Annotated in this window: 27 protein-coding genes and 1 tRNA gene; 13 read left to right on the top strand and 15 right to left on the bottom strand. The window is 61.1% G+C overall.

What is annotated here, in order from left to right; genetic code table 11:
* Positions 1–352: 352 nt before the first annotated feature.
* Positions 353–631 carry a DUF1153 domain-containing protein gene (locus tag WBQ77_RS03510; RefSeq protein ID WP_424041871.1) on the top strand — a complete coding sequence of 93 codons (279 nt, stop codon included), beginning with the start codon at positions 353–355 and terminating at the stop codon, positions 629–631.
* 66 nt (positions 632–697) lie between these two features.
* Here WBQ77_RS03510 and WBQ77_RS03505 read toward each other — a convergent pair whose 3' ends face one another.
* From WBQ77_RS03505 to WBQ77_RS03495, 3 genes are all read right to left on the bottom strand, one after another.
* Positions 698–1,807, bottom strand: coding sequence for a hypothetical protein (locus WBQ77_RS03505; RefSeq protein WP_424058951.1), 1,110 nt, complete (start codon positions 1,805–1,807; stop codon positions 698–700).
* 309 nt (positions 1,808–2,116) lie between these two features.
* Entirely contained in the window at positions 2,117–2,602 is a 486-nt protein-coding gene (locus WBQ77_RS03500) for a YajQ family cyclic di-GMP-binding protein (RefSeq protein ID WP_424043042.1), read from the bottom strand.
* 120 nt (positions 2,603–2,722) lie between these two features.
* Positions 2,723–3,121: a flagellar export protein FliJ gene (locus WBQ77_RS03495; protein WP_424043044.1), complete on the bottom strand. Its 399-nt coding sequence runs from the start codon at positions 3,119–3,121 to the stop codon at positions 2,723–2,725.
* Between the two features lie 388 nt (positions 3,122–3,509).
* On the opposite strand from WBQ77_RS03495, the gene ctrA reads away from it, so the two are divergent.
* Positions 3,510–4,217: a response regulator transcription factor CtrA gene (gene ctrA, locus WBQ77_RS03490; protein ID WP_424043046.1), complete on the top strand. Its 708-nt coding sequence runs from the start codon at positions 3,510–3,512 to the stop codon at positions 4,215–4,217.
* Positions 4,218–4,418: 201 nt separating this feature from the next.
* Here ctrA and WBQ77_RS03485 read toward each other — a convergent pair whose 3' ends face one another.
* Both WBQ77_RS03485 and chpT read right to left on the bottom strand, forming a co-directional pair.
* On the bottom strand, positions 4,419–4,922 hold the full coding sequence (locus tag WBQ77_RS03485) for an Hpt domain-containing protein (protein ID WP_424043047.1): 504 nt from the start codon (positions 4,920–4,922) through the stop codon (positions 4,419–4,421).
* Positions 4,923–5,127: 205 nt separating this feature from the next.
* Entirely contained in the window at positions 5,128–5,766 is a 639-nt protein-coding gene (chpT, locus tag WBQ77_RS03480) for a histidine phosphotransferase ChpT (protein ID WP_424043049.1), read from the bottom strand.
* Positions 5,767–5,896: 130 nt separating this feature from the next.
* Between chpT and cysQ the strand changes: the two genes are divergently transcribed.
* From cysQ to WBQ77_RS03465, 3 genes are all read left to right on the top strand, one after another.
* Positions 5,897–6,757, top strand: a complete 861-nt coding sequence (cysQ, locus tag WBQ77_RS03475) for a 3'(2'),5'-bisphosphate nucleotidase CysQ (protein ID WP_424043050.1) — start codon at positions 5,897–5,899, stop codon at positions 6,755–6,757.
* Between the two features lie 103 nt (positions 6,758–6,860).
* Positions 6,861–7,652 carry a DUF1134 domain-containing protein gene (locus WBQ77_RS03470; protein WP_424058949.1) on the top strand — a complete coding sequence of 264 codons (792 nt, stop codon included), beginning with the start codon at positions 6,861–6,863 and terminating at the stop codon, positions 7,650–7,652.
* A gap of 117 nt (positions 7,653–7,769) precedes the next feature.
* Complete coding sequence (locus WBQ77_RS03465) at positions 7,770–9,167, top strand: hypothetical protein (protein WP_424058948.1); 1,398 nt, start codon at positions 7,770–7,772, stop codon at positions 9,165–9,167.
* Between the two features lie 9 nt (positions 9,168–9,176).
* On the opposite strand, the gene WBQ77_RS03460 is transcribed toward WBQ77_RS03465, so the two are convergent.
* From WBQ77_RS03460 to WBQ77_RS03450, 3 genes are all read right to left on the bottom strand, one after another.
* Positions 9,177–9,917 carry a metallophosphoesterase family protein gene (locus tag WBQ77_RS03460; protein ID WP_424058946.1) on the bottom strand — a complete coding sequence of 247 codons (741 nt, stop codon included), beginning with the start codon at positions 9,915–9,917 and terminating at the stop codon, positions 9,177–9,179.
* The gene (locus WBQ77_RS03455) at positions 9,907–10,362 is read right to left on the bottom strand and encodes a hypothetical protein (RefSeq protein ID WP_424043057.1); all 456 of its coding nucleotides are present in this window, start codon (positions 10,360–10,362) and stop codon (positions 9,907–9,909) included. The genes WBQ77_RS03460 and WBQ77_RS03455 overlap by 11 nt, the downstream gene beginning before the upstream one ends.
* Before the next feature lie 79 nt (positions 10,363–10,441).
* Entirely contained in the window at positions 10,442–10,840 is a 399-nt protein-coding gene (locus WBQ77_RS03450) for a hypothetical protein (RefSeq protein WP_424043058.1), read from the bottom strand.
* A gap of 882 nt (positions 10,841–11,722) precedes the next feature.
* On the opposite strand from WBQ77_RS03450, the gene WBQ77_RS03445 reads away from it, so the two are divergent.
* Both WBQ77_RS03445 and WBQ77_RS03440 read left to right on the top strand, forming a co-directional pair.
* The gene (locus WBQ77_RS03445; RefSeq protein ID WP_424058945.1) at positions 11,723–12,616 is read left to right on the top strand and encodes a DUF4396 domain-containing protein; all 894 of its coding nucleotides are present in this window, start codon (positions 11,723–11,725) and stop codon (positions 12,614–12,616) included.
* Between the two features lie 108 nt (positions 12,617–12,724).
* Positions 12,725–12,952, top strand: coding sequence for a hypothetical protein (locus tag WBQ77_RS03440; protein ID WP_424044824.1), 228 nt, complete (start codon positions 12,725–12,727; stop codon positions 12,950–12,952).
* A 153-nt stretch (positions 12,953–13,105) separates the two neighbouring features.
* Here the strand turns inward: WBQ77_RS03440 and WBQ77_RS03435 are convergent, their stop codons facing one another.
* The 4 genes from WBQ77_RS03435 to WBQ77_RS03420 all read right to left on the bottom strand — a co-directional run bounded on the left by WBQ77_RS03435 (position 13,106) and on the right by WBQ77_RS03420 (position 15,625).
* Positions 13,106–13,501 carry a hypothetical protein gene (locus WBQ77_RS03435; protein ID WP_424044825.1) on the bottom strand — a complete coding sequence of 132 codons (396 nt, stop codon included), beginning with the start codon at positions 13,499–13,501 and terminating at the stop codon, positions 13,106–13,108.
* Between the two features lie 138 nt (positions 13,502–13,639).
* On the bottom strand, positions 13,640–14,413 hold the full coding sequence (locus WBQ77_RS03430) for a phosphatase PAP2 family protein (protein WP_424058942.1): 774 nt from the start codon (positions 14,411–14,413) through the stop codon (positions 13,640–13,642).
* Positions 14,414–15,104: 691 nt separating this feature from the next.
* Positions 15,105–15,180 (bottom strand) — tRNA-Glu (locus WBQ77_RS03425).
* A gap of 49 nt (positions 15,181–15,229) precedes the next feature.
* Positions 15,230–15,625 carry a hypothetical protein gene (locus WBQ77_RS03420; RefSeq protein WP_424043943.1) on the bottom strand — a complete coding sequence of 132 codons (396 nt, stop codon included), beginning with the start codon at positions 15,623–15,625 and terminating at the stop codon, positions 15,230–15,232.
* 20 nt (positions 15,626–15,645) lie between these two features.
* Between WBQ77_RS03420 and WBQ77_RS03415 the strand changes: the two genes are divergently transcribed.
* The 3 genes from WBQ77_RS03415 to WBQ77_RS03405 all read left to right on the top strand — a co-directional run bounded on the left by WBQ77_RS03415 (position 15,646) and on the right by WBQ77_RS03405 (position 18,637).
* Complete coding sequence (locus tag WBQ77_RS03415; RefSeq protein WP_424043945.1) at positions 15,646–16,734, top strand: RluA family pseudouridine synthase; 1,089 nt, start codon at positions 15,646–15,648, stop codon at positions 16,732–16,734.
* A 124-nt stretch (positions 16,735–16,858) separates the two neighbouring features.
* Positions 16,859–17,758, top strand: coding sequence for an RNA polymerase sigma factor RpoH (gene rpoH, locus WBQ77_RS03410; RefSeq protein WP_424058940.1), 900 nt, complete (start codon positions 16,859–16,861; stop codon positions 17,756–17,758).
* Positions 17,759–17,827: 69 nt separating this feature from the next.
* Positions 17,828–18,637: an alpha/beta fold hydrolase gene (locus WBQ77_RS03405; RefSeq protein ID WP_424058938.1), complete on the top strand. Its 810-nt coding sequence runs from the start codon at positions 17,828–17,830 to the stop codon at positions 18,635–18,637.
* Here WBQ77_RS03405 and WBQ77_RS03400 read toward each other — a convergent pair.
* Positions 18,597–20,423, bottom strand: coding sequence for a monovalent cation:proton antiporter-2 (CPA2) family protein (locus WBQ77_RS03400; protein ID WP_424058936.1), 1,827 nt, complete (start codon positions 20,421–20,423; stop codon positions 18,597–18,599). The two genes, WBQ77_RS03405 and WBQ77_RS03400, sit on opposite strands and share 41 nt — an antisense overlap.
* Before the next feature lie 99 nt (positions 20,424–20,522).
* On the opposite strand from WBQ77_RS03400, the gene chrA reads away from it, so the two are divergent.
* Positions 20,523–21,857 (top strand): chromate efflux transporter, encoded by a 1,335-nt coding sequence (gene chrA / locus WBQ77_RS03395; RefSeq protein ID WP_424058934.1) that lies wholly within the window; start codon positions 20,523–20,525, stop codon positions 21,855–21,857.
* Between the two features lie 89 nt (positions 21,858–21,946).
* On the opposite strand, the gene WBQ77_RS03390 is transcribed toward chrA, so the two are convergent.
* Complete coding sequence (locus WBQ77_RS03390) at positions 21,947–23,317, bottom strand: magnesium transporter CorA family protein (protein WP_424043954.1); 1,371 nt, start codon at positions 23,315–23,317, stop codon at positions 21,947–21,949.
* Between the two features lie 182 nt (positions 23,318–23,499).
* Between WBQ77_RS03390 and WBQ77_RS03385 the strand changes: the two genes are divergently transcribed.
* Positions 23,500–23,913: a hypothetical protein gene (locus WBQ77_RS03385; RefSeq protein ID WP_424043956.1), complete on the top strand. Its 414-nt coding sequence runs from the start codon at positions 23,500–23,502 to the stop codon at positions 23,911–23,913.
* Between the two features lie 135 nt (positions 23,914–24,048).
* Positions 24,049–25,218, top strand: coding sequence for a transporter (locus tag WBQ77_RS03380; protein ID WP_424058932.1), 1,170 nt, complete (start codon positions 24,049–24,051; stop codon positions 25,216–25,218).
* 44 nt (positions 25,219–25,262) lie between these two features.
* Here WBQ77_RS03380 and WBQ77_RS03375 read toward each other — a convergent pair whose 3' ends face one another.
* Positions 25,263–26,180 (bottom strand): lytic transglycosylase domain-containing protein, encoded by a 918-nt coding sequence (locus WBQ77_RS03375; protein WP_424058931.1) that lies wholly within the window; start codon positions 26,178–26,180, stop codon positions 25,263–25,265.
* Between the last annotated feature and the right edge of the window lie 384 nt (positions 26,181–26,564).

Here is a 26,564-nt window from a genome sequence, read left to right as displayed (position 1 = left end):
CTTTCGCCATCAGGGCCCTGCCTGGTGGGCTGGTCACGACGGTGGTGGCGCGAGGCCCGACCTGACTGCTTCTCGACGCTTCGCCGCGCGGACGCTGACCTGTCCCCTAATCCCTTGTGACAGTTTGCATAAGTCCCAAAACATAGGCAGCGCGCGGGCGCCACGCAAGCCACAGGGACAGCAAACCGCACCTTGAGACAATAGCACGGGCCGAGAATTTTCAGACAATTCAGAGAGTTTTGGCGATTTCCTTGCTGCTTATTTAACGCGCGGCTTAGGCAATTCTTAAATGGGGGGCTGCTAGGGTCCCGCTTGATTGTAGTTCATCGAAGTATTGTGAGTGTTGCGTACGATGACTGAACATTACAGGCCACGTGTCCGATACGTCATCGGGCCGGACGGCAGCCCGCTGACCGTCGCCGACCTACCCCCGAAGAATACCCGCCGCTGGGTCATCCGCCGGAAAGCGGAGGTTGTCGCCGCCGTGCGCGGTGGCCTCCTCAGCCTCGAAGAGGCCTGCGACCGCTATACGCTGACCGTAGACGAGTTCCTCAGCTGGCAGCGCTCCATCGACAAGCATGGCCTCGCCGGCCTGCGCGCGACCCGCATTCAGGACTATCGCGGCAACTAGCCGGGCTATTTCCCTAAAAGAGATGAGTTTCGAATGGCCGGGGCCGCCCCGGCCATTTTGTTTGGGTCATGGACTCGTCGGGTTGACCGGCGCGGCCGGCCCCGGCGGAAATCCGACAAAAAACACCCGGCACGGCTCGGGCTCGCCGAAGGTCTGTTTGAACCAGCTGATCTCCTGGTTCATGAAATTGACGCCGATGCTGTACTCGATGTCGAAAAATCCGACAAAAGACGACAAGTCCGGCTTCAGCATGTTCATGCCGGTGAGATTCGGGAAGTCGTTGCTCTTGAATCGGGTCTTGATGTGCAGGTTGTATGGCCCTCCGTACGGCGCGGCGGATCCAGAGATGATCTTCGAGAACAGCTTGTCGGCGTAAGATGGGCCCTCCAGAGAGAGCGCCCTCGATGCGCCGAGGGCCGCTACGGGAATGAACAAGAACTGCGATGCGACGTCGCCCGCTTTGGCGCTGTCTTCCTTGCAGATGAAGATGTTGTTCTTGATCCTGTTTATGGCGCTAATGCGCTCCGAGACGGTGTCCTCATCGATCTTATGCAGCGTGCCGATCGACTCGACGTGCTGAACCTTGTCGTGCTGGTGCCAGTCGATCCGCCCGACTTCGGGGGACAGGAGCAGCTTCAAATCGTCCTGAACGAACGACCCGCCTTTTAAGACAGATTTGGTCTCGCCGACCCAAGTCACACCGTCCTTCTCGAGCTTTCCGTTGATCCGGATTTTGTACTCGATGTCGCCGCCCTGGTAGATCTCAAGGACCTTCTCCTTCTTGGCCGGATCGACCCGCAGGATATACGCCTTCTCCGAGAGAACATCCGAGCCGTTTTGGATCGCGCGGATGAGCCCCGCATAGACCCCTTCGATCTTCCGGTCATCGGAACTGACGTTCTTTTTAATGGTGACCGCTTTTGTCTCGGCCGCGTCCTTTTTGGTTGCGTCGTCGGCCTTTTTGCCGAAAACCGCCTCGTAGAGCTGGGAGTCCAGGTAACCCAATAAGTTATCCGTATCGACCTTGGGAAAAGACGTGACGACAATGGCTGCCGCGACGGATCCCGCGACCCCCAATAAGACTTCTATTAAGATCGCGTCCCGGTTTTTGCTGCTGCGTCTTGCGATCAGAAGCAGGACAACCACAAGCACAACGATGATGATGACCGAAATCATGGCTTAGAGGTGCGTGGTTTGGGCTTTGCCGGTTGCGAAGATACTGCCAAGCGCATCGCCCACAAAGTGGGCGGTCCCAGTCGAAAATGCAATTGAGGGTGGGGCAGCATTATCCGCTCAGTCAGCCCCATAAAAGGCAGGCTTAAGTGCTGCTCTTCGGCACGGCGCGACTGCAATTCGTCTGGCCGCCTTTCCAGCGATTGATGTCGTATTGCATCTTGGCCGCCTGAGGCGGCGTCATGCGGCAACCGTTACGGCGACTACCGCGAGCCATAGATATGGCTGTCCGCGCGTGCCCTTCACCCGAAGTCAGTCCCGGAAATTCTCGAACTGAAGCGGCTGTTCGATGCCGAGGCCCTTCACGAACTGGATAGCCGCCTGCAGATCGTCGCGCTTCTTGCCGGTGACGCGCAGCTCATCACCCTGAATGGAGACCTGCACTTTGAGCTTGCTGCCCTTGACCTCTTTGACGATGCGCTTGGCGAGTTCCTTATCGATGCCCTGGCGGAGCAGCACGTTCTGCCGGACCGACTGGCCGGCCGCTTTCTCCACGGCCTGGTAATCGACCACACCTGCTTCGATCCCCCGCTTGGCGAGATGGCCTTGCAGCAACTCGTGCATTTGCTTGAGCTTCAGATCGTCGTCCGCGTGTATAACCATGACGCCCTCGTTCCGCTCGATCTTGGATGCTGAGCCTTTGAAGTCGTAACGCTGGCTCATCTCGCGCGTCATGTTCGCGAGCGCGTTATCGACGTCCGGAAGGTCCGTCTTGGAGACAATATCGAAAGACGGCATGGCCGTGCCTCCGTGGTTTTGAGCGTTTCTACGTTCCTGCGTCCGGAGTCCTGCAGGCGGGATCGGGCGGACCATTGCCGCCCGCCGCCGCCGAACCCTTGAGAACGCCGCGAGCCGACCTTAACCTGCGACGCGCTGGACGCCCAGCATGCCGAACTCGGGCGCGGGCACTTCGTCCCGCGCTCCATCGGAGTCGCGCCCTTGCATGAACTCAATCTTCCGAAGCTCTTCTTCGGATTCGGCTAGCTCGCCCTTGGCGGCGGCAAACTTGGCCTCTAGGCCGGCCACCGACACCGCTAGATTGTCCCGGCGCTGTATGGCCGCCTTGGCAAAGGTCGGATAGGCGTAGTGGTTAACATCGGTAACGCCGGCGCGCTCCTGCTCGACGGCGATCTGCCGGTCGAGATCCACCGCCATGTCGTTAAACTCGGCGATCATGGACTCGATATCGGCAAGTTTGCGGCGCCTCTCGTCGACCTCGAAGCGCTTCAAACGGATGACTGCGTCGCGTGACTTCATACTCAATACCCTCAAGCCTGTTCGGTGTCCGCACACCCGCGGACAATACTCTTTAGATTACACGAGCCGAATATTGACCGCCGGGCATTACTATACCCCGCACCCCAAAAACGGCCCCTAAACAAGTCTCAAGGACCGGTTCCCCCCGCCCCTTCACGCAAGATCATCGCCGAGAGGACTTAAGCGCCGGTAAACCATATGAATTGCATCTAAGCGATCGAGGGACCCGGGCTGAGACAGGCTTGGTTAGCGGTCTTGGTTAGCACTTTCCTGTTGATTAGTTTTTGTTAACTATTGCCCATTAACTTCTTGATTCGAAATTAACCAATCAGCGTCCGATGTATTGGGTCAGGGGACAGCCAGGAATTATAGAAGGCGGGGGATTAAAATGCGGGTTCTTCTGATCGAGGATGACAGCGCCACGGCTCAGAGCATTGAGCTAATGCTGCAGTCTGAAGGCTTTAACGTCTATAAGACTGATCTCGGCGAAGAGGGTGTCGATCTCGGCAAGATCTACGACTACGACATCATTCTTTTGGACTTAAATTTGCCAGATATGAGCGGCTACGAAGTCTTGAAATCCTTGCGGGTCAGCAAGGTTCAGACGCCAATCCTTATCCTTTCGGGCCTTGCAGGCATCGAGGACAAGGTACGCGGCCTCGGTTTCGGCGCCGACGACTACATGACCAAGCCTTTCCACAAGGACGAGTTGGTGGCACGCATCCATGCCATCGTGCGGCGCTCCAAGGGACATGCGCAGTCTGTCATCCAGACAGGCGGCCTGAAGGTCAATCTCGACACCAAGACGGTCGATGTGAACGGCCAGCGCGTCCATCTGACCGGCAAGGAATACCAGATGCTCGAACTGCTCTCCTTGCGGAAGGGCACGACGCTGACCAAGGAGATGTTCCTGAACCATCTTTATGGCGGCATGGACGAGCCGGAACTGAAGATCATCGACGTCTTCATCTGTAAGTTGCGCAAAAAGCTCGCAGCGGCGACCGGCGGGAAGCATTACATCGAGACGGTCTGGGGACGCGGCTACGTGCTGCGTAACCCGGAGGAAGAGGTGGATAGCGGCGAAGCCGCCGCGTAAGTCTCGGAAGTCTCGATTGTTGGATACGAAAATGGCTGGGCTCATCCCGGCCATTTTTCCATTTAGGCGCCGGCCTCAATCCACAAAAATTTAGCGGCTCTTGCGGCTCCGCGCTGGCGGGCGCCTCAAAGATATAGTCCGTAGTCGGATCTACGATTTCGGACGCACCCGGAACCTCCGCAAGACGGTCCGGCTGGGCTGTTACCGGCGCGGCTGGGGCCTCGTGCCGAGCCCGCTCCAGGGCATCGAGGTGATCGTGACCGGCGAAGGCGCAGGTTCCTTGTCTGTCGCAGCCTGAGGCTGCACGCTTTCGCCCGCGCCGCCTAGCCGCGGCGATGTTTCCTGCTCCTCGTCGGAAGTCTGCTTCCCGGGCGAATCCTGCTCCTCAGTCAAAGCCTCAAGTCTCTGGATGAGATCGTCGTCTGAGCCTTGCGGTTCCGCGCCGTCGCGCCCGAGCTGCGCCAGAATTTCCTTGAACCGTTCGAGACTCACCAGAATGATGGTGATGCCCTCCGCGGAGACAGGCGGGCCGTCTCGATAGTGCCCCATGAGGGCTTCGGCGGCGTGGGCTAGCTTTGCCAGACGCGGCAAATCGAAAAAACCGCTGGTTCCCATGATGGTGTGCGCGACACGGAAAATCGTGTTGAACATCTCGGCATCGTTCGGCGCCTGCTCGAAGCGCACGAGGCGCGTCGAGCTCGTCAAGCTGCTCGCCCATTTCAACCAGGAATTCCGCTAGAAGGTCGGCCATGACAGACCGCGGCGCGAAGCGAACAAGATTCGCGTCGTACTAAGGACCGCTCAAATTGCTTGGCGGATTGTCCACGATTTCTGGTTTACGGTCCGTTGGCGACCGGTCGCACAGTCATGGCCGTGGCGCCTGTTGAGACCAGAGGCTGTCGTTAACGGACTAGCGCGCCGTTAACACAACCTCATCCTCACCCGATTCGGTCGTCACCGTCATGCCGGAGGCCTGCGCCACGCGCGACGCGTAGTAAGGCTGGATCGAATGTGCATCGACCTCGCCGACGGCGTCGCCGGCCAGCAGCGCTTGGACTGGCTCGGCGAGGCGCGCTGCCTTACCCGTCGCGGTAATCACATAGGATAAGTCCTCACTATCACCGGAAATCACTGCACTAACTGTGCCACCGCGTGGCAAGGCAACCATTCCGAGCCCGACCAGGTTGAGCAACAGCTTGACTTTGTTCTTTGGCAGGATCAGCGCCGGCCCCTCCCAGACAAGCTCATGTTTTTCGCTGGTGCCTACGAAGGCCTGAGCCACCTTTTCTGCATCGCGGGTGTCAACTTCGGCCCCGGCCGAGCCCGCCGCACCGAAAGCAATTCGGGCAAATTGCAGCTTGGCGGACGCTTGATTAGCGCTCTTGAGGATCAAATCCATCGCAGCGGCGCGCATCTCGTCGTCCGGCTCCTCAGCCAACATCTCCAAACCGTTGGAAATGGCCGAAACCGGGTTGATGACGTCATGACAGATGCGGCTGGAAACCAACGCCGCAAGATCGAGATCGCCGAGCACGATCGGCTCCGACATGGCTTGCTCCTTGTCGCGTCCGCAGGACCCCCGCGGAGTTATCGTGGCCTAGGTACGAAATTCTGTTACAGGAAGGGCGCAATCATCCAAGACACGCGGAACGAATCACAGCCCTTTGGAGCATCTTGCCTTGTCAGCACCAAGACATACAACAGCGGCGCTTGCCGAGCAGACGACTGTCTTCGATCTCAGCGCCGCCGCACAGGTTCTGACCGATGCCGCAGCAAAAGCGGGCGCTGCGATCATGTCCCATTACGGCTCCACGGATGGAATTGAGTACAAGGACGACGACACCCCCGTGACCAGGGCGGACCGGGACGCCGACGCCATTCTTACCGCCGCGCTGCGCGATTTCGCGCCGTCCATCCCCGTGGTGTCGGAGGAAACCGCAGCCGACCGGAAAGCTCCCCTGGGCCGGACGTTCTTCCTGGTCGACCCGCTGGACGGCACCAAGGAATTCATCAAGACGCGCACCGACTTCACGGTCAATGTCGGGCTGATCGAGGACCGGTTCCCTTGTTTCGGCCTTGTTTACGCGCCGGCGCGCGCGCTTCTCACGGTTACGATCGCCGACGGCGTCGCCATCGAGGCCGAGATGGCGCCGAGCGCCGACGGTGCCGATCTGAGCGCACTCAAGCACAATCGGCTGCACGCGCGGGCCGCGAACCCGGAGAACCTCACGGCGCTTGTCAGCCTGTCTCATCTGGACGGAAAGACCGAGGAGTTCCTGAAAGGATTTTCCGTGACCGAGCGCAGCGGCGCGGGATCGTCGGTCAAATTCCTGGAAATCGCCCGCGGCAACGCGGACCTCTATCCGCGCCTCGCCCCCACCATGGAATGGGACACGGCGGCTGGCCAGGCCGTGCTGGAAGCCGCCGGGGGTCACGTTCTGGACGCCAAGGGTGCACGCTTCGGTTATGGCAAAACAGACGCCGGACTAAAAAATTCAAACTTCATTGCCTGGGGCCGCACCGTCTTAACGCCCCGGTAAGCCTTCCACCGTTTGGTAACGCTTTCGGTCAACAATTGCGGCAGGGGCGTCGTGTCTCTGTGTCCGGCCATTTCGCCGGCGCTCGCGCCAGAGGGCTTTAGTCATGCGTAATACGAGCATCGCGATCGCCGCAACGTCGGCAATCCTTTTCAGCGTTGTCCTGACATCCGACTCAACGGCGCAAAACACGTTGCCCAACACGATGTCGGTTCCGAACGCGACCGCGAACGGGACGTACCCGCAAACGAACGCCTACGTGCCGGACCCCGCGTCCGCGCCGAGGGGTACGCCGGCCGCGCCAGCGCCCCAACAGACGACGCCGCAGCCGACCTATCAGCAGCAGGCCTACCGATCCGAGCAGACCTACGTCCCGGCGAAAGGATATGCCTCGGAGAAACTGGATGGCGCCTCGGACGATTTTTCCCCCGAGGAGATCAAAAGCGCCGGTCACCAGTTTTTCGGAAAAGTCTCGTCGGGGTTTGCGTCCGCCGTCGAATACACGTTCCAGCGGTCGGGACGGCCCAACGGCTACATCATCGGCGAGGAAGCGGGCGGCGCGTTCGTCGCGGGTCTGCGTTATGGCGAAGGCACTCTACACACCGCCTCCGGTCAGCAGCATCGCGTCTTCTGGCAGGGCCCGTCGGTAGGCTACGATTTCGGCGCCGAAGGCTCCAAGACCATGGTTTTGGTGTACAATCTTCATGATCCCAACCAGATCTACAACAAATTCGCTGGTGTGGATGGATCGGCCTATCTGGTCGGCGGCGTCGGCGTCACCTATCTGGCGCGGGACGAACTCATTCTCGCCCCCATACGCTCAGGTGTCGGCCTTAGACTGGGCGCAAATGTCGGCTATTTGAAGTATACTCGCCAGCCGACCTGGAATCCGTTCTAAATAGGCGCTAATGAAGCTGTAGCACGAGTCTTGCGGGTCGTGGATAATCGGGCGCGCAAGTTATTGGTGTGCCCGATGGGCTTCGCGCATGGCGCGGGCGGCACATGGAGCGCTGGCATGCAGCGCCAATCTGAGGCGCTGACGCGGCCTCTTTTCAAGGAATCAAAGGCCTTGATGATCGAGTGGTTCATGTTCGGGGCGTTGGGCTTCTTCTTGGGATGCCTGCTCGGCCTAATGCTCGCGCCCCCATTGTGGAACCGCGCCGTCAAGCTCACGACGCGCCGGCTCGAAGCCACGATGCCCATGACGCTTGCCGAGATCCAGGCCGACAAGGACCAGATTCGCGCCGATTTCGCCATTCAGCTCCGCAAAGTCGAAGTCGGTCTCGAGAAATCGAAAGAGAAGGCGGCGCGTGAGTTGATCGAGGCCAACAAGCGCCGCGTCGAGATTCAGAAGCTGAACGGCAATCTTGAGTCCGTCAAAGGCGAGTTGCACGAAGCCGAAAACGCCAACCGCGTGCTGCAGCAGACCATCAAACGGCGCCTACCCGATCTCGATGCGCGGCTGAAGGCCGCCAAGAAAGCCTTGTCGGACCTGGAAACGGTGAATGCCGAACTCCGCACGACGGTCGCCTCCCAATCGGACGCTCTGAAAGTCGCCCGCGCGACCTTCCACAACCAGCGTGCCGATATTGATCAGCTCAGGCTATCTCTCGAAAGCGGCAGCGCGGCAGGCCGCGGCTCGGCCAAAACCGATGCCCGCGCCGTCGCCGAGAGCCAACGCCTGGCGGCGGAACTCTCACGGACCCAGGAAGAGTTGGAGCGTGTGCGGACCAGCGGGGAGGAAATCACCTTCCTGCGCCGGGAACTCAGCCACCTCGCCTCTCAGATTCTTAGCACCGCGCGGCAGCAGGCCCCGTCCTGGCAAGCCACGCCGGCTCAGGCCGTGACCTATGAGGATACGAAGGCCGAAGCGGACCACGACGCGTCGGCTGAGCACGAAATGGCCGTCGAGGAAGAAAACGTCACCCTGCATGGAGCCGCCGCCTATGCGGGCAATGGCGCAGCCGGCTACGCGGAGACGGCCTACGCCGAACCGCAGCAAGAGGCGGCCTACGCTGAAGAAGCACCCGCCGAGCCGCACGAGCCGGAGGAAACCTATTCAGCCGAAGAGGCTTATGCGGCGGAAGAGACCGGTCCCGCGGCAGAGACGTATGACGGCGAGGACGACTTAGAGATCAAAGAGGACTACGAGACCTACGAGATCGCCGGACACTACGACACCCGGGACCAGGACCCGCAGGACCAAGAAGACCAGCCGGATGAGGCCGGTGGCGAGGCGGAGTACGAGGAAGCCTATGCCGGCGAGGACGCGGAGGAGCCGGAAGAGGCATCGCGCAACCTGTCCAAGCGTTTTGCCGCGCGGCGCGCCAAACGTCAGTCGGAGAAATCCGGCGGGAGCCTCACAAGCCGGCTTCGCGGCCTCGTGGCGGACAGTCCCGAACGGCGCGGCTAAGGCGCGCACCTACGGTGGGGTTCGCAGAAAGTCCTGCGTCCCATTCGCAAGGCGCAGCGCCGTCAGGCAGCCCGTGAACACCGCAGCCGTATCGATCCCGATCCGATTTTCTCGAACCACGGGCTTGCGCTCGGGCGTGTGACCATGGACCACAACCTTGCCGAACGGTTCCTGCGCATCCAGAAACTCGCTCCGTATCCAGAGGAGATCTGCCGGAACCTGGTCGGAGAGCGGCACGCCCGGGCGCAGGCCCGCATGCACGAACACATAGTCGCCGATGACGCAGTTCAGACCGAGACCCTCGAGAAATTTCAGATGACTGTCGGGAAGCGCCGGGGCAAAAGCCTCGCGCCAAGCCTCCGGCGGCGCGCCGCTGCGATCGAGCCGGTCCACATCGACCCCATAGGAGAGCAGAGTCGGCTCCCCGCCGTTGCGGCGCCAGGGCGCCAGCCAATTGGGATCCTTCAGAAAATCCAGCAGTAACTGTTCGTGATTACCCTTGAGAAAATGCGCTTCGAAGCCATCGGGCAAGCCTTCGATTAGCCTCTCGATCACGCCGCGGCTGTCCGGCCCCCGGTCCACATAGTCACCGAGAAAGACCAGGATCTTTTTCGCACAATCGGACTGCGCCGCATCCTGCTCGATCAATGCCAGAAGCACGGACAAGAGATCCCTGCGCCCATGAATGTCGCCGATCGCGTAGACGAGTTCGCCGTCGGGAACCGTGGCCTTCACCGAATTAGACGCCACCCTCTTGTCCGGCGGCCAGCTCACGATAGAGCCGCGTCGGAAAGCTGAAGACCGTGCTCACGCAATCGGACTTCAGACCGATAAACAGGACTGTTCTTCCATCCCTCATCTGGTCATCCTCTGTAATGACATAGAGGGTGTCAACGCGGAGCGGCGGCAGGCCCTTTTTATGCGCAGCCCGTTTCTCGAACGCCTTCAGCCGCGGGCCGCTATACTGGTCGAATTCGGCATGGACTCGGGCAATGGCCGAGCGAATCTCGCTCTCGGATTTGCACGGTACGGTAGCGACTTTTGGTCCGTCGCCGCCATAATAGGTGGTGCCGTGCGGCTGAACGAGCGGACCGAACTTGTTGGACGTGGCTTTGAGGCCAGCAAATCCCAGCAGGACCACGGCAAGGACCAACCCGGCAGTGACTTTCGCCCACATTGGGATTCGAGTTGGCATCGCCAAGATCCTCCTCCGCCTAGTTCGCCCCCATGCAGGGGGCATCCCAACGCGTTCGCAAGATCGAGGCTGTTCGACGTTAGATCGCGGTATCGACCTCGCAAACCATTATATCACGGCGACCGCATTCCGGCATCTTCCAGGCAATGACTTCGCCGGTCTTGGTGTCGACGATCGGCACCGGGCAAGCGACGCGCCAGAAGCGGTAATGCGAACTGCGATGGGCCTGGTCCCAATTGACGCCAAGTTTGATCCCGGCCCGCTGGCAGCGCTGCTGATTGAACGGCTGCGCGGCGGCGCCCATGGCTTCGGACTGGTCGAAAAGCTGAACCTCCTTGCGGCGGCACACCATCTTGGAATGTTCGGTGGCCCATTCGAGGTTTTCGTATCCAGTATAGGCGGCATTTTGATCCGCCTGACCGGCTATGACCGTCTTGCAGACAATCAAGACAATGACAGATGGCATGGGTACCGGCATGATCTATGCTCCCCAATTCTGAGTAAGGCCCTCCAACGGGACCGGTTGGCCCGCCAGTGCGGCGAGCATCGATTGTTCGGAAAAACGTGCCGCCGGGCGTGAAGACGGAATGCGTGGGATCGGCCCAAAGGTCCGATCGACGCCGTCTATTCTGCGCAGCCCGGCGAGGCGGGTGGACAGCATCTGGAATAACGCGGCAGACAACACCTCGGGCAGCCGCATGGCTGCATCGATTGTCCATGATGGTGCCGTGGGCGGCTGTTTGACAGCCTGAACCGAAGGGCTCAGGGCAGCCGCTCTGACTCGGGTCGTTCTCGTAGGCATTTGGCCCCCTTCACAAAGGTTGCACCAACGCCACTCCTCTGGGTCCGTTTTGGACCGCTACCTTCCGAAACTCTTCCAGACCGGTTGGGACTCTCGCTACCGCATGGTCAGCTGATGTTGCATCGCAGCATCAGCCCGCTTGTTTACCCAAGATCAGCCTGCTCTTCGCAAGACCCGTGCAAACTGGACCATGACGGGCACCCTGCGTCAAAATGCTCAGAACTCGGCGGTTCTACATGCATTTCGAAGTTCCTTCGACCGGCAGGAAGTGCCGGATTTCCAAGGCTTTCGCGTCTTGTCCGACGGTCCACACAAATGCTGCGCCGCAAAACACTGATTCGCAAGATGATCCTTAGCCTAACGCGAACGATGTCCCTGCCCTAGAGCATGGAGGCAACAGCCATGGGAAAAATGACAATGTCGACGCCACGTGCACAGCAAAAGTGCCTATATTTTCGGCAGGGCGAATTGGGGCGCAACGTCCGGAACGCAAGCTTCATATTTCCGGGGTAGAACGGCAGTACCCGGGGTAACAGGCTGGGATAGAGAGGGCGACGTATGCTGATCGACGGGGTCATGCTGTTATGGTTCATCCTAACAGCGCTTTCACTGGTGTTCGTCGCCGTCGACATCCGCTCGACACCGGAGAACCCGGTGATGAAATGGGCCTTCGTGCTCTTCACCGCGTATTCGGGACCCTTCGGCGCATTTCTGTATGTCCTTGGCTGCCGCGAGCCTCTGCCGGGGCTCCATGAGCGCTACGCGGCCGCGCGGTGGCGCCAGGCGCTCGGCTCGACCATGCATTGCGCCGCTGGAGACGGCATCGGCATCCTGATCGGCGCGGTGATCGGCGCCCTCATCGCACTTCCCCTAATGGCCGAGTTCGCGCTGGAATACGTCCTCGGCTTCGCCTTCGGCTGGAGCATCTTCCAGGCCCTCTTTATGGGCGAGATGTTCGGCTCCTATTGGAAGGCCCTGAAAGGAACGTTCGGCTCGGAGTTTCTCTCCATGAACTGCCTCATGGGCGGCATGCTGCCGGTCTCCGCACTTGCCTTCCAAGGCAACCCGGATGCCCACGATCCCCTGCAGCCCCTATTCTGGTTCCGCATGTCGCTGGCGCTCATGGTGGGCGCGTTATGCGCCTACCCCATGAATTATTGGCTCGTGGCGCATCATCTGAAGCACGGCATGATGACCGTGCGGCCTGAGGGCCAGGGCGCGCAGGCTTCCGGCGTAGGAGCCATGGAGGGCATGGACATGTCCAAGGAAAGCTCCAAGGACAGCGCGGCAGAGGCGGCGAAAATGTCCGAAATGACGATGGCTACAAAAATGAAGGCAGCCGAAAGCGGCTCCGCGTTCCATGTGCCCTCCCCGCCGGTCTGGGTCATGGGCGCCGTGTCGCTGGCCGTCCTCGCGGTGGGCGTCGTCATCGCGGTAACCTTCGCCCAGTAACGCCACCGCCCTACCACGAAGGCCCTATCCTCAAGAAACCCGCGAGCGCTCGTCTTCCCCTACCCTGTCAAAAGGGACCGGAAAGCAAAGGGTGGACCGAGATTAGCAATGGACCGTCTACGGACGAAACACGAGCCGGGTCCGGAACGGCTCGTAGCCTGCGAACGCGCCGGTGCGCAGTACCGTGAGAGAGCGATTACGGCCACGGCAGCATGGTACGACCGCACGCGACATTTGCCGAACATTCTCGCTGCGACGCCGGTGGAGATCGGCGATTGGTCGCGACAAGGCCAGCGCAAGCTGATCACCCGACTCCTGCGGCTCGCCCGCAATTAGGCGCGCGAGCGACCGACCGGTCTTTGGTCCTCTGACCCGAACCGCCACATCGCCATCCTGGGAGCCTTACAGGCGGACCGCGCCCGGCTGGTTGCGCTGAGGGGCCAGGCCTCGCCGGTCGGCGGCCCACCCGCCTCGGAACACGGTCCGAGGTCAGCACATGATCTTCTTTTTCACGATGACCGTCTGTTCCGCAACGATCTTGTCGTATTCGCGAAGCTGCGCCGCCGTCAGGATCGCCGCCAGCCGCGTGCGCGTATCCTCGTTGATCCTGTTCATATCCTTATTGAGCCTGATGAGCCCCAGAGCGCCGGGGCGTTTGCAGGTCTTAAGGTCCACGCCATGTTTTTGAAACGAAGTGCTGCGGGCGGTCATCGAGGACCGCAGGATCGGCTCAACGGCCGCGCGTTGCTCCGGCGCCAGGTTGAGACGCGCCTCCATCTTGGCAACGTCTTGCAGGGTAAGCGTCTGCGCCGTGGCTACCGCCGGCATCAGCGTCGCACCGATGACGGCAAAAATGGCGATGGTACGTTTCAGGCATTCTATCATTCCGATATCTCTCCTTGAGCCCTCAAGCCCGAAAGGGGCGCGAGCCGCGCCTTATGGCGAAAAAGTGCAAATAGGAAGGACAGACCGAAGGGTCAACAGGGGCGGCAAGTTTGGACGTGGCCCCGGCAGCGCCGGAAATCACTCTTGCTTGGCCGAATCTTCCTGCGCCGGTGCGCCCGCGGCGTCATGAGAGCTGCGCACGCCTGCAGGCCAGCCCAGCCAAGCCTGAGTGCGCAAACCCCGCAGCCGGTAGCCGCCGCCCGGGGCATACTCGAATAGCCAGCGCCGGGCCGCAAAGCGGTCGCGGACAATATAGGGAAATACGGTCCCCAAAATTGCGCCGAGTACCGCATCGGTGAAGTAGTGAACGCCGATCAGAACCCGGCTGAACGCGACCCAGACCGCGATCGTGTAGACGAAGACGCGAGAGCGCGGCACGAGGATCGCCACGACCGTCGCGAACGCAAAGATTGACGTCGCGTGGCCCGACGGCAGGGAGGCGTAGTCGGCATCAAACGCAAACAAGGTGAAGTCGAAATGGCCGAGCTCCTCATAGAGCTTGGGACGCGCCCGGCCCAGAATGTTCTTGCACAGCATCGCGATCAGCCCGGCGCCGCCAATGCTCACAAAGGCGAACCCAGCAGCCTGGATGATCAACCCGTAACCGGCCGCGTTCCGGAAACCAATATGGTTGCGCCGGAGCAGAACCGCGAAGCCGATAATGGTCGCGGTCGGGATCAGCATCCAGTTGGAGCGGCCGATATCCGTGATGGCGCGGAAGAAATCGCGGGCGGCGGGCGACATGGCCTTGGCCCGCTCGAGCATGAACGGGTCGATCAGCAAAAAGCCGACGGCCAGCACCGATAGGGCGATCAGCGCCTGCTCCCAAAGCTTCATCGAGGAATCTGGCAACGAGTCTGCCCATTCTTTCAGTTGATCGGTGCGGCCCCGGCGCACGCCAGGACCTTGAGATTATGCCTATTGCGAACCGGCAAGGCATGCAAATCCGAAAGACCGTTTCGGTTAGGACGCCCAGGTTCAGCCCAGATTGCGCTCACCGATGTGTGAAATCCGGTGTTCTCATTGTCAGCCCCGCAACGCCAAGAACCCGATAGGGTTAATAGATCGAAACCCGAAACCCCAATTGTTGTTAGAGAAGGATACCCCCCATGTACTTGCCCTCTCGCATGACAATGAGACTCATCGCCGGATCGGCCATTCTGGCCATTGCTGCAGCCATGGAATCGCCTTTGGCCCCGAAACTCGTCGCGCTTCACGCAAGCATGATTGGCTAGGGTCGAACCAGAAATCATGGATCAGACTGGGAGCGCGGTTTGAACCGCGCCGCGTTGATGGATCTTATGTCTCGCAATCGGACTCCTCCTCGGCCCTTGTGCCGAGGCGGGTCCGGCAAGCGCCCCGTAACCGGATCACGCAAAACCGGGACCGTTTCCTGAAAACCTATGTGAAGCTAGCGCCGGTGGCCTCAATCGCTACGCCGGCACTTGGCGTATGAGCGACGCCCGCTGAAGGGCGTCGGGAAACGCTCCAGCGGTGTACCGGCGCGGCCACAGCGCCCTGATGGCTCTTGTTCTTTGAAAATTGGCGCCCCGTAGGGGAATCGAACCCCTGTTTCCGGCGTGAGAGGCCGGCGTCCTAGGCCTCTAGACGAACGGGGCCGGCGCGCGAACGAGAACCTATAGTTCTCAGCCAAGTCACGATCAAGGCTTATTGCGCCTGCGCCCGCCCTGTGTCGATCTTGACGCGGGTGAGGACCTTGCCGGTCGCAATATCCACGATAGCGATTTCGCTGCCGCCCGGCGTTCTCAGATGAACCGCCAGCCGGCCCCCGTCGAGCGCCATTGAGGCAACCTCCCCGCCTTCGGGAATGGTCAGTGCCGACAGGGCGCCGGAGAGAACAGGCGCGGTGGCGGCAGGCACATGTTTGGGCGTCTTCTTGCCCAGTTTCGACGCCTGGAAGATCATGCCCGCGATTACGGCGGCGAGCCCGGCCAAGATCATGATCCCCATCACCACCACGGCGATTTTTAGCAGGCGCACATGGCGCGGCGTGAACACCGTGCCTTCGATGGGCGTATTCTCTGGGTCGACCGCCGTTGTCATCGTATGACAGACTCCGAAACATGCCGCGCACGACACCGACTGAAACTGATAGCTCGACCGATCCGGACGCCTCGATGGACACAGACGCCATAGAGACTAACACCGGACGCTTGGTTGCCGAGGTGGACGCGACCCAAATCGGTGAGCGGCTCGACCGGTTCTTGACCGACGCGCTTCCCGACATAAGCCGCACGCGCATCCAGGCGCTGATCCGCGAAGGTCAAGTGCGCATCGCGGGCAGCGCCTCGAGCCGCGCGACCATAGAGGACGTGAAATATCGGGTCAAACCAGGCGAGTTTTTCGAACTCACCCTGCCCCCGGCCGCCGATCCGGAGCTTAAGGCGCAAGCGATCCCCCTCACTGTGGTCTACGAAGACGACGCCCTGATCGTCATCGATAAGCCTGCGGGCCTTGTGGTGCATCCAGGCGCAGGCCAGCCTGACGGCACGTTGGTGAACGCGCTACTGGCTCATTGCGGGACGAGCCTGTCAGGGATTGGCGGCGTGGCACGGCCCGGCATCGTCCACCGGCTCGATAAGGACACAAGCGGCCTGATGGTCGCCGCCAAGACCGACCGGGCCCATCGCGCGCTTGCCAAACAATTCGCCGACCACGGACGAACCGGGGACATGGCGCGCGGTTATCTCGCGCTTGTCTGGGGGGCACCCTCCCGGCCTCACGGGCGGATCGAGGCCCCGCTCGGACGCCACCGGGCGAGCCGGACCAAGATGGCCGTCCTGCCCAAGAACAAGGGCCGCTTCGCCGCCACCCAATGGCGGTTGTTTGAGTCCTATGGCGGTCACGGGAAAGACCCCGCCGCATCGCTCATTAAATGCACGCTGGAAACCGGTCGGACCCATCAGGTGCGGGTCCATATGGCCCATTACGGCTATCCACTCGTGGGCGATCCTCTTTACGGCCCGGGGTTCAAATCGAAGCTGCGAACACTTCCCGAAGACTTGGCCGATGCCATACAATCTCTCGACCGGCAAGCGCTCCATGCGGCGCATCTGGCATTCGTACATCCCTCGACTGGGACATTAATGGAATTTAACAGCGAACTCCCTGACGATCTCGCCGAGATTGTGCGACAATTCAAGCAACTGTGATGATAAGTCCCTCTTTCGTGCAAGCCTGAAACGTCCTATAGACGGACGGGCCAAGGGACATTCTTAATTGAAAATGCGGGGACTTGAGCGCCCTTGCAGGAGACGGGTTCCGGGAAATATAGCCATGGCCTCGAAGAGATTACCGAGCGTCAGCGCGCATGGCGGACTGACGCGCTATCTCGAAGAAATCAGACAGTTTCCGATGCTGGAGCCGCAGCAGGAGTACATGCTTGCCAAAAGCTGGCGCGAGCATGACGATCGCGATGCGGCGCATCAGCTGGTGACGTCGCATTTGCGGCTCGTGGCGCGCATCGCCATGGGCTATCGCGGCTATGGCCTGCCCATTGGCGAAGTCATCTCCGAAGGCAATGTGGGCCTGATGCAGGCCGTGAAACGCTTCGACCCGGAAAAGGGTTTCCGCTTGGCGACCTATGCGATGTGGTGGATCAGAGCCGCGATCCAGGAATATATCCTGCGTTCGTGGAGCCTCGTGAAGATGGGCACCACGGCCGCGCAGAAGAAGCTGTTCTTCAACCTTCGGAAGATCAAGGGACAGCTAAAGGCGCTTGAAGAGGGCGATTTGCGGCCCGATCAGGTGAAGCTGATCGCTACGCGGCTGGGCGTCAGCGAAACCGATGTCGTATCCATGAACCGTCGGCTCGGCGGGGACTCCTCGCTCAATGCCCCTGTACGCAACGATGCGGAGAGCGGCGAGTGGATGGATTGGCTCGTGGACGACACCGCGGTCGATCAGGAGACCGCCTTGGCCGATTCCGAGGAAAAGGAGCAGCGCCACGGCATGCTGTATGAAGCGCTCGATGGCTTGAACGAGCGGGAACGCCGCGTCTTCGAAGCGCGCCGCCTGTCAGAAGACCCGCTGACCTTGGAGCAACTCTCCATGGAATTCGGCGTCAGCCGCGAGCGCATCCGCCAGATCGAGGTCCGCGCGTTCGAAAAAGTGCAGAAGGCCGTGCAGAAAGCGGCCGCCGCTGCCGAGGAGCCGGAGCTCGAACCCGCCGACTAGCGCGGTGCAGCCGGTAGACGCGAATCGCCCAGCCCGCTAATGATCGGGGCAGCAGATGAGGGGCGGCTCGTGAACTACTTGAAATCCGGCGATGTCGAAATAGCCTATCTCGACGAGGGCGAGGGCCCTTCGGTGCTGCTCGGCCATTGCTCTGCCGCCTCCCATAAGGAGTGGGCTCCGCTCATCGATATCTTGGCGGAAGACTGGCGCGTTCTGGCGCCGGACTTTATCGGCTACGGAAACTCAGACCACTGGCCCGCTGAAAAGACCTTTTCCATCGAGGCGGATGTCGAGGCGCTGCTCGCGATTGCCGATCTGGCCGAGGGCCCGCTGCACCTTGTCGGTCATTCCTATGGCGCGGCGCTGGTGCTCGAGGCGGCGACCACTCTCAAGGACAAGGTCAAAAGCCTAACGCTCATCGAGCCTGTCTCCTTTCATCTGCTCCGCCTGGAGGACCTGCCCGAGTGGCAGGACGTGGAGAAGCTCAGCGTCGCCGTTCTCGACCCCGTCGCCAAGGGCGACGACAAAAAGGCTGCCGGCGCGTTCATGGGCTATTGGCTCGGCCGGTGGCGCTGGTGGATTTCGCCCGACAGTTTCAAGAGCGCTATCGCCGCCACGATCCCAAAAGTCGCGCTTGAGTTCTCCATTGCCCTCGACGCCAAGAGCACGGCACTGGACTATGCGGAATTCGAAGCGCCCACCCTGCTGATCCTCGGCTCAAAAACGCCGCCGCCCACACGTGCCGTGACCGAGCTCTTGAGCAAGACACTTCCCAATGTGGAGTTGAAAACCCTCAAGGGGGTGGGGCATATGAGCCCGTTCACACATCCGACCAAGGTCAATCGGATGATCCTCGATCATCTTTTAGCTCACCGCTAGCCGCGCCATTCTCCAGCGCCTCCATGTCCTGGGCGAACAAATCTTCGAGCTCGACGGCGGCGGACAACGCGTTGGCGTGCATCTTTTCCTGGTCCGTATAGTACTGGTAGTCGCTGAAGAGCCGCGTCTCGTCGTGACGCCTGAACGTATCGATGAGGCGTTTGGCTTCCTTGGGCTTGAGGCCAAGGCCGCGCAGAAGCTCCGATGTCAGCTTGATTGCGGCCAAAAAAGTTTCGCGCTCAATGATCGTGACGCCAAGATCGGTCAGCTTGTGCACATGGATACGGTCGCGCGCGCGGGCGTAGATTGGGAGATCAGGAAAATTGGCGCGGACCGTCTCTGCCACACGCAATGAACTCTCCACATCGTCGATAGCGAGCACAAAGGCATTGGCCTTGCCGGCGCCTGCTGCGCGCAGGATATCGGTACGCCCTGCGTCGCCATAATAGATCTTCGCGCCGAAGCGCTTCACGAAGTCGACCTGCGCGATCGACTTGTCGAGCGCCGTGAACGGAATATGCCGGGCGCGCAGCACGCGCGCGACGATCTGCCCGAAACGCCCGAATCCGGCGATGATCACATGCTGCTCGTCCTCCGGCGGCATTTCGTAATCCGGCGCCGCGCTCTGTCTGGCCCGCACGAACATTTCGTCCGCAAGCAGCAACAGCGGCGTTGCCGCCATGGATAGCGTGACAGCAAGGGTCAGAAGGCCGGCAGTGTCACGGTCGATCGCCCCTTCAACGATGCCGACGGAGAACAGCACGAAAGCGAACTCGCCGCCTTGGCTGAGCACGATCCCGAGCCGCCGGGCTGGTGCGCTTTTTAGGCCCCACCACAAGCCGAGCCCATAAAGAATGGCGAGCTTCACGGCGATCAGCACCGCCACGATGAACAACAGCGCGCCGGGCCGCGCCACCAGAACCGACAGGTCGATGGACATGCCCACGGCCATGAAGAACACCGCGAGCAGTAGGCCTTCGAAGGGCGCAATATCCGCTTCGATCTGATGCCGATACTCGGAATCGGCGAGGAGCGCGCCGGCAATGAAGGAACCTAGCGCAGCGGACAGCCCCACTTCTTCCATGAGCAAGGCTACGCCAACTACCGTCAACAGAGCCGTGGCCGTCATCGCCTCGCGCACCCCTACGGCCGCGACAAGCCGATAGAGGCGGCTCAGGAGGAACCGGCCGGCAACGATCACGCCGGCAATAGTGAGGATGGCGATCCCGGCGCTGCCGAGATCCATCGTGGTCTCCTCACCGCCAAGCGCGAAGAGTGGGACCAGCGCGATCAGCGGGATCGCCGCAAGGTCCTGAAACAGCAAGACCGAGAAGGCGAGCCGCCCGTGACGCGTGGTGAGTTCGCCTCTCTCCTCCAAAACCTGCAAGGCGAACGCGGTCGAGGAGAGCGACAGCGCAAGACCGATAAACAGGGCCTGTCCCGTCCCAAGGCCCAACGCGAGCCCGATCCCGGCGAGAATGGTCGCGGTCAGAACGAGCTGCGCCGCGCCAAGCCCGAAAATGGCCGACCGCATGGCCCAAAGACGCATAGGCCGCAGTTCCAGGCCGATCACAAACAGAAGGAGGACGACGCCGAACTCGCCGAATTTTAGGACCTTCTCGACATGGTCCAGTGCGTAGAGCGGCCCGAACACGTAGGGGCCGATAATGACGCCCGCGGCAAGGTAGCCGAGCACGGCCCCGATATGGAGATACCGGCCTAGGGGCGCGGCAATCGCGGCAGCAGCCAAAAAGACCGTTACCTGAATAAGCTGCGCCTCTGTCATATCGGTTGGGTACCCTCCGCCGAATCTGCCTATCACGCGCATGTGTGCCTGGCCAATTCCTCCGGTGGTGAGCGGCCCGATCCCCTGCTAGGAGAAACTATGGATACCAGCCCCGCGGACACGCCCAACGCTGCGACGGACCGTCCGCCCGCGCCCTCGCTGGGCGAGGCCCTCCCCGTCTGGACCAAGATCGGCATCATCTCCTTCGGCGGTCCGGCGGGGCAGATCGCGCTCATGCACCGGGAACTCGTGGAAGAGCGCGGCTGGATCGGCCATGAGCGTTTTCTGCACGCGCTAAACTTCTGCATGCTACTGCCGGGCCCGGAAGCCATGCAGCTTGCGACCTATGTGGGCTGGCGCCTCAACGGTACGCTGGGCGGAATCGTGGCCGGTCTGCTGTTCGTTCTGCCCGGCGCCGCCGTGGTCCTAGCGCTCTCGATCGCCTACGCGTGGTACGGCCAGACGCCCGTGGTCGAAGCGGCATTTCTCGGCATCAAAGCGGCCGTACTCGTGATCGTGGTCGATGCCTTACTCAAAGTGGCGAAGCGCGCCCTCCACGGCGCCCATGCCTGGGCTATCGCCGCGCTCGCGTTTATTGCCATTTTCTTATTCGCGGTGCCGTTTCCAATCATCGTGGCGCTCTCGGCGCTGGCCGGCTATCTGCTGGCACGCATTGCGCCCGAGAGCCTGCCGGAGACCGGCACGCCCGCGCTCGATGCCGAGCCGGTGTCCCATATAAAAACCATGCACACGGCCTGCCTGTGGCTCGCCATCTGGATCGTGCCGCTGGTCGTCGCGAGCCTGCTCTTCCCGTCGGTGTTCTCGGACCTGTCCGTATTCTTCTCGAAACTCGCGATCGTGACCTTCGGCGGGGCCTATGCGGTTCTGGCCTACATGGCCCAGCAGGCGGTCGAGACCTATGGCTGGCTGAGCGCGCCCGAAATGCTGGACGGACTCGGGCTCGCTGAGACGACGCCCGGCCCCTTGATCCTCGTTACCGAGTTCGTCGGCTTTCTGGGCGCCTATCGTCAAGGCGGCGAAACGGCGCTGGCCTACGGGCTTCTCGGCGCGCTCATCACGCTATGGGCCACGTTCGCTCCCTGCTTCTTATGGATCTTCACGGGCGCGCCTTACGTGGAACAGCTGCGGGCCAACCCGAAACTGGCCGGCGCCTTACGTGGCGTCACGGCGGCGGTGGTCGGCGTCATCTTGAACTTGAGCCTGTGGTTCGCGCTTCACGTCATCTTCAAGACCGTGACGGCCACGGACTACGGCCCATTGCGCCTTTGGGCTCCGGAGCTCAGCAGCTTCCAGTGGGACGCCGCACTACTCTCGGTGCTTGCCGCCATTCTGATCTTCGCCGCCCGGCTCGGCACTCTCACAACGCTCGCCATCTGTGCCGGCGCAAGCCTCACCCTTTCAGCACTGCTCTAGCGCTCAAGTAACGAGGCGATAGCGCAAACAAAAAAGCGGGAGGAAGACCTCCCGCGTTTTCAGAAATGCTTACATTCGATTGTCGAAGGCTATTTCGGCACGAACAAATTGACGAACGGCGCACGCACCCAGGTGCCACGACGGCTTGTCCGAACATCGGTGAAGGGCGCCTGCACGTCGGTGGTCGAGTCATTCGTGCGCACCGACGTTGTCGGAGCATCGACTACGGTGGTGCGACTTCGGCGACGCCAGCCAGCCTCATGAACGATGGCGTCCTTGGCCGCAGGGATTGTCAACCCAGAGGGCGTGGCGCCCGCAGAAGCAGGCGCAAAGACGGCGGCGGCGCAGAAGGCCGATAGAATTCCGGAAACTATCAGACGTGTCATCGTTCCTCCTATCCAGGGGTTCGGGTGTCTGGATTCGTGGGCACTACCAGCGCACGAGCACTTCATCGTAATTATGACCACAAGCATACGCTCGAGCCAAAATGTGGCGATCACGGGCCCGCAGTGCAACCCCAATCTCTCGAGCCAGCCTTTATGCTTGAAATAAAGATAAGGCAGTATCGCAAATAGGATCATCATGCCGAGCGCTACAGGGTAACCGAGGACCCAGTTGAGTTCCGGCATATCCTGGAAATTCATCCCGTAAATCGATGCAATCAATGTCGGCGGCAGAAAGACGACGGCTGCCACCGAGAAAATCTTGATGATGTCGTTCTGCTGAATCTGGATCATACCCAGCGTCGCATCGAGAAGGAACACGATCTTGCCGGACAAGAACGTGGCGTGATCCGTCAGCGAATTGACATCGCGCACGGCCGCGCGCACCCGCGAGGTGACTACCTTGCCCTCCTTGCGCTCATTGACCGCGTAAGCAAGGTAGGTAAGCAGGCGCCCGAGCGAGTGACAGCTCTCGCGGACTTTCGAGACGACCTCTCCCTCGTGGCCAATGTTCTGCAGCACCACATCGTAGCGGCGCTGGCGCTTGGCTACGGTCCCCGTGTTCTTGAACACGGAATGGGACAGCTGTTCCACCTGCGCCTGGATATGTTCGATGAAGCCTACCAGCCGATCGACGACCGCCTCCAAGAGGCCGATCAGCACCATGCAGCCTTTGTTCAGGTCCATCTCCTGCCCGCTGCAGCGCGTGAGAAACAAGGCGAAGGCGCCGGGCTCGGCATAGCGCACGGTCAGCAGACGATTGCCGACCAGGATAAATGTCGCCGGCGTGACTTGCGCCTCGCTCCCACCACCCTTGAACACCAGCGTCGCCGTCATGAAGAACGCGCCGTCCTCCTGATAAAGTCGGCTGGACGCCTCGATTTCCTGCAACTCCTCGCGCGTCGGGACATCGCATTTCAGCCCCCGCTCGATGATGCCTTCTTCTTCCTGGGTTGGGTTGAGCAGGTCGATCCAAACAGCCTCCTCAGTGACCCGAGGAACACCCGTCTGGGACATGATGGTCCCCTCGCGCACGTCGTAGATCGTAAATGAAGCCCTCCCCAGCGAGTTCGACGCAGGCTAATGAGTGGACGCGTGACCAAAAGTTGCGCTAAATCAACACTTCACCATTGGCGAAAAGCCATAATCCATTCGCGTTGTCTTTGTTGACGGGAATGGACAGAAACTCAAGGACTCCTATGCGCTGGCTCCGCAAGGAACGAGATTGGATCGGACTCATCATGGTCTGGGGCTTGTTGCTCCAGTCGCTGGTAATTCCGGTCTCTACGACCGCCCATGCGGCCATGCTGGCCACGGGCTCCGATTCTGCCGGCATCATCTGCACCACGCGCACGTCAAGCCAGGTTCCGCCCGGAACCTTCGCACCTGACAGCCAAAAGCAGAGCCAGAACGGCGCCGATTGCCAGTGCTGCCATATGAGCTGCCGCCAAGGCTGCGGTGGGGCATGCGGTGGCGCGGTTCTGGGAACGTTTGCGTATCTCGTGGCCCCAGGTTCCTTGGCCTCGCCTGCGAGCCAAAATCGCCACGCGCAGACGGTCTATGATGCCGCCTTGCTGGCTCAGAGTCAGCCGCGCGCGCCTCCCCGCGCGTAAACCCAAGGTTTTTCCAACTTCGTGATCTCGTCTTCGCATGCCGCTGGTTCGGTATGCGAAATCTTCGCGTCACACCCAACATCACCGACAACGCAGGAGACGACCGGTCAAAACCGGCGCTCTTCGGGGGTATCAATGAAAATCTCAATCTCGCGCCGGCGGATTCCGGCGCTTGGTCTCTGTCTAGCCGTGGGCGTCGCATGGGCCTCAGGCCAGGCCATCGCGGATTCCGATCTCAGCACGGGGCCGCTTCCCGACACGCATGCGCCGGCCGGCGTCATGTTCGATCACATGCATAAGGCCGGCGAATGGATGGTCGGCTTACGCTACGCGCATACCAGCGAAAGCGGCGACATTCTCCATGGGGGGAGCAAAGCCAGCGACCAAATAATCATCGATCGGGGCTGCGGATCTCACAACTGCTCGATGGTTCCAACCAGCATGTCCATGAACATGTACATGCTGGACATCATGTACGCGCCCACAGACTGGATGACCCTGATGGTGATGCCGATGTACATGAGCCATGACATGAAGATGCGCTCGCTGAAGCCGACTGCGGGCCATATGGGCCATGGAGGCATGGATCATGGCGGCTCCATGAGGCATAGCGACTCTGTGGATATGTCCATGGACAGCGAGATGGATGAGATGATGTCGCACGGCACCCACGCGCACAGCGGGGGCCATGCCCATGGCACGGAGGGATGGGGCGACACGATCTTCGGTCCCGAACTCCGGCTGGCCGAGGGCCCGGGCTATCACCTGCAATTCTCGCCCATGTTCAGCGCGCCGACAGGGTCGGTAAATAAGAAGATGGGGGGCACCTTCACCCACTACATGATGCAGCCGGGATCCGGAACCTGGGACTTCCTGCCCAGCATCACCTATACGGGCCGCGCGGATCGCCTGGCCTGGGGTGCGCAGGTCCTCGGTGTCGTACGCATGGAGGGAGAGAACGACTCCGGCTACCGGCTCGGCGACGTTTTGCAAGTGACCGGTTGGGGTAGCTATCGCCTCGCTAACTGGATCTCGGCGTCCGTTCGCGGGCTCTATACCGAGCAGGGCAAAATCGGAGGGCACTACAACGGCCCGCACAACCATTCGAGCCCGCCCGACCTTCAGTACAATTACGGTGGAACGTTCTGGGACATCGGCTTCGGCATCAACACGGTGGTGCCGAGCGGTCCGCTGGCGGGCTTGCGGCTCTCCGCCGAGTGGCTCCAGCCCGTGGACGAAAACGTCAATGGGTTCCAGCTCGAGCGGAACGGTACGCTCTGGGCCAACACGACCATCTCATTCTAAGGTCGCGCCAATCTAGCGGCTGTCGGCCTCGCTGCCGGCAGTCGCTAATTTTTCCTGACGATACAGGCGCCGCCATCCCGACGGAGGGCGGCGCAAACTTTTTGGGCCTCACCGCGGCTGCTTGCCCCTATCTGCACCATGTAAAGAGGACGCCGCCCGCGGCTGCGATTTCGCTTCGGAAAGACATAGGGCTGCGTATCTCCCAGCACGCGCGAATGAGCATGCTTGAGCCGCGAATACTTCGCCAGCGCCTTTGATTTCGAAAACGCCGTCGACACATGGGCGCCCCAGGGGCGCCAGCGCGAACTGGTGGTCAGCGGGCCGGGCGCGCCGAAAAACGCGCGAACCACCAACGGCGCGAGCTTCTTGCACGAATCCTGGACTACATCGCCTTCGATGCGGAGCGCCTCGGGGAGTTGGGCCCCCTCCTCTTTCCAGTCCTCGGCGATACGGCCCGTAACGAACCGCACATAGGCCCGGGTCTCGCCCGGCAAGGTCCGTTTGCCTTTGAGCCAGCCTTGGACACGCTCTTCCCCGGCATTGTAGGCCGCAGCCGCCAGGCCGAAATTGCCGAACAGCTGGTTTAGATCAGCCAAAAGGCTCGCCGAGTGCCTGATCGCAGAAATTGGCTCGAACGGATTGTCGAGCCCAACTCTCTCCGCCGTGCCCGGCATGAACTGGGCGATGCCTTGTGCGCCTTTGGGGCTCACGGCGTTGGGATTGAAATGGCTTTCGCGCCAGATGAGACGCACGAACGGCATGGGCGGCAGTCCGCGCTGCTCAGCCTGAAGCTGCATATAGGGGCACACGATTTCCACGAAGGGCCGCGGGCCCGCCATAACACCGGCAGCGGCCTTGATGCCACCGGCGATAGCGGCCTCCAGCAGGTCAGCCGGCTGCGCCCGAATCGGCACGCAGACCAAAACAGCCGCCACCACGACAAGTGTTCCAATGCGACGCATGAGTCGATCCCGCGTCCACAACCCGCTCTTTGCCCTTTGAGGCACGCATCTCAAATACCATCTCAGCTGCAGACAGGCCGCTCGGGAACCCGAGAATACAGAAGTGATACAACAGGATGACAGGAGAAGTCGCGAGCGATCAAGTGGGCCAGACGCGAAGCGCGTAATCCACGACACCCTCCAGGTCCTGCCGCGTCGCGCCACCGGCGGCCGGCCTTAGCCGAGATACGGCCGCAATCTGAGATAGCTGAAAAACACCAGAACGACGACGAGGGCCATAACCGTCATAGGCCGGTTTGCGAAGCGCGAGCCGACCCAGCCGGTACGCCCGTTGAAGATCAGCAGCGTGAGCGCAAGGACCGGGAAAAGCCACGCGCCGATCAC

Origin of the sequence: Methyloceanibacter sp. (assembly GCF_049590335.1) — a bacterium.
Taxonomy (GTDB): Bacteria; Pseudomonadota; Alphaproteobacteria; order Rhizobiales; family Methyloligellaceae; genus Methyloceanibacter.
This window is presented reverse-complemented; position numbering and strand designations above follow the sequence as displayed.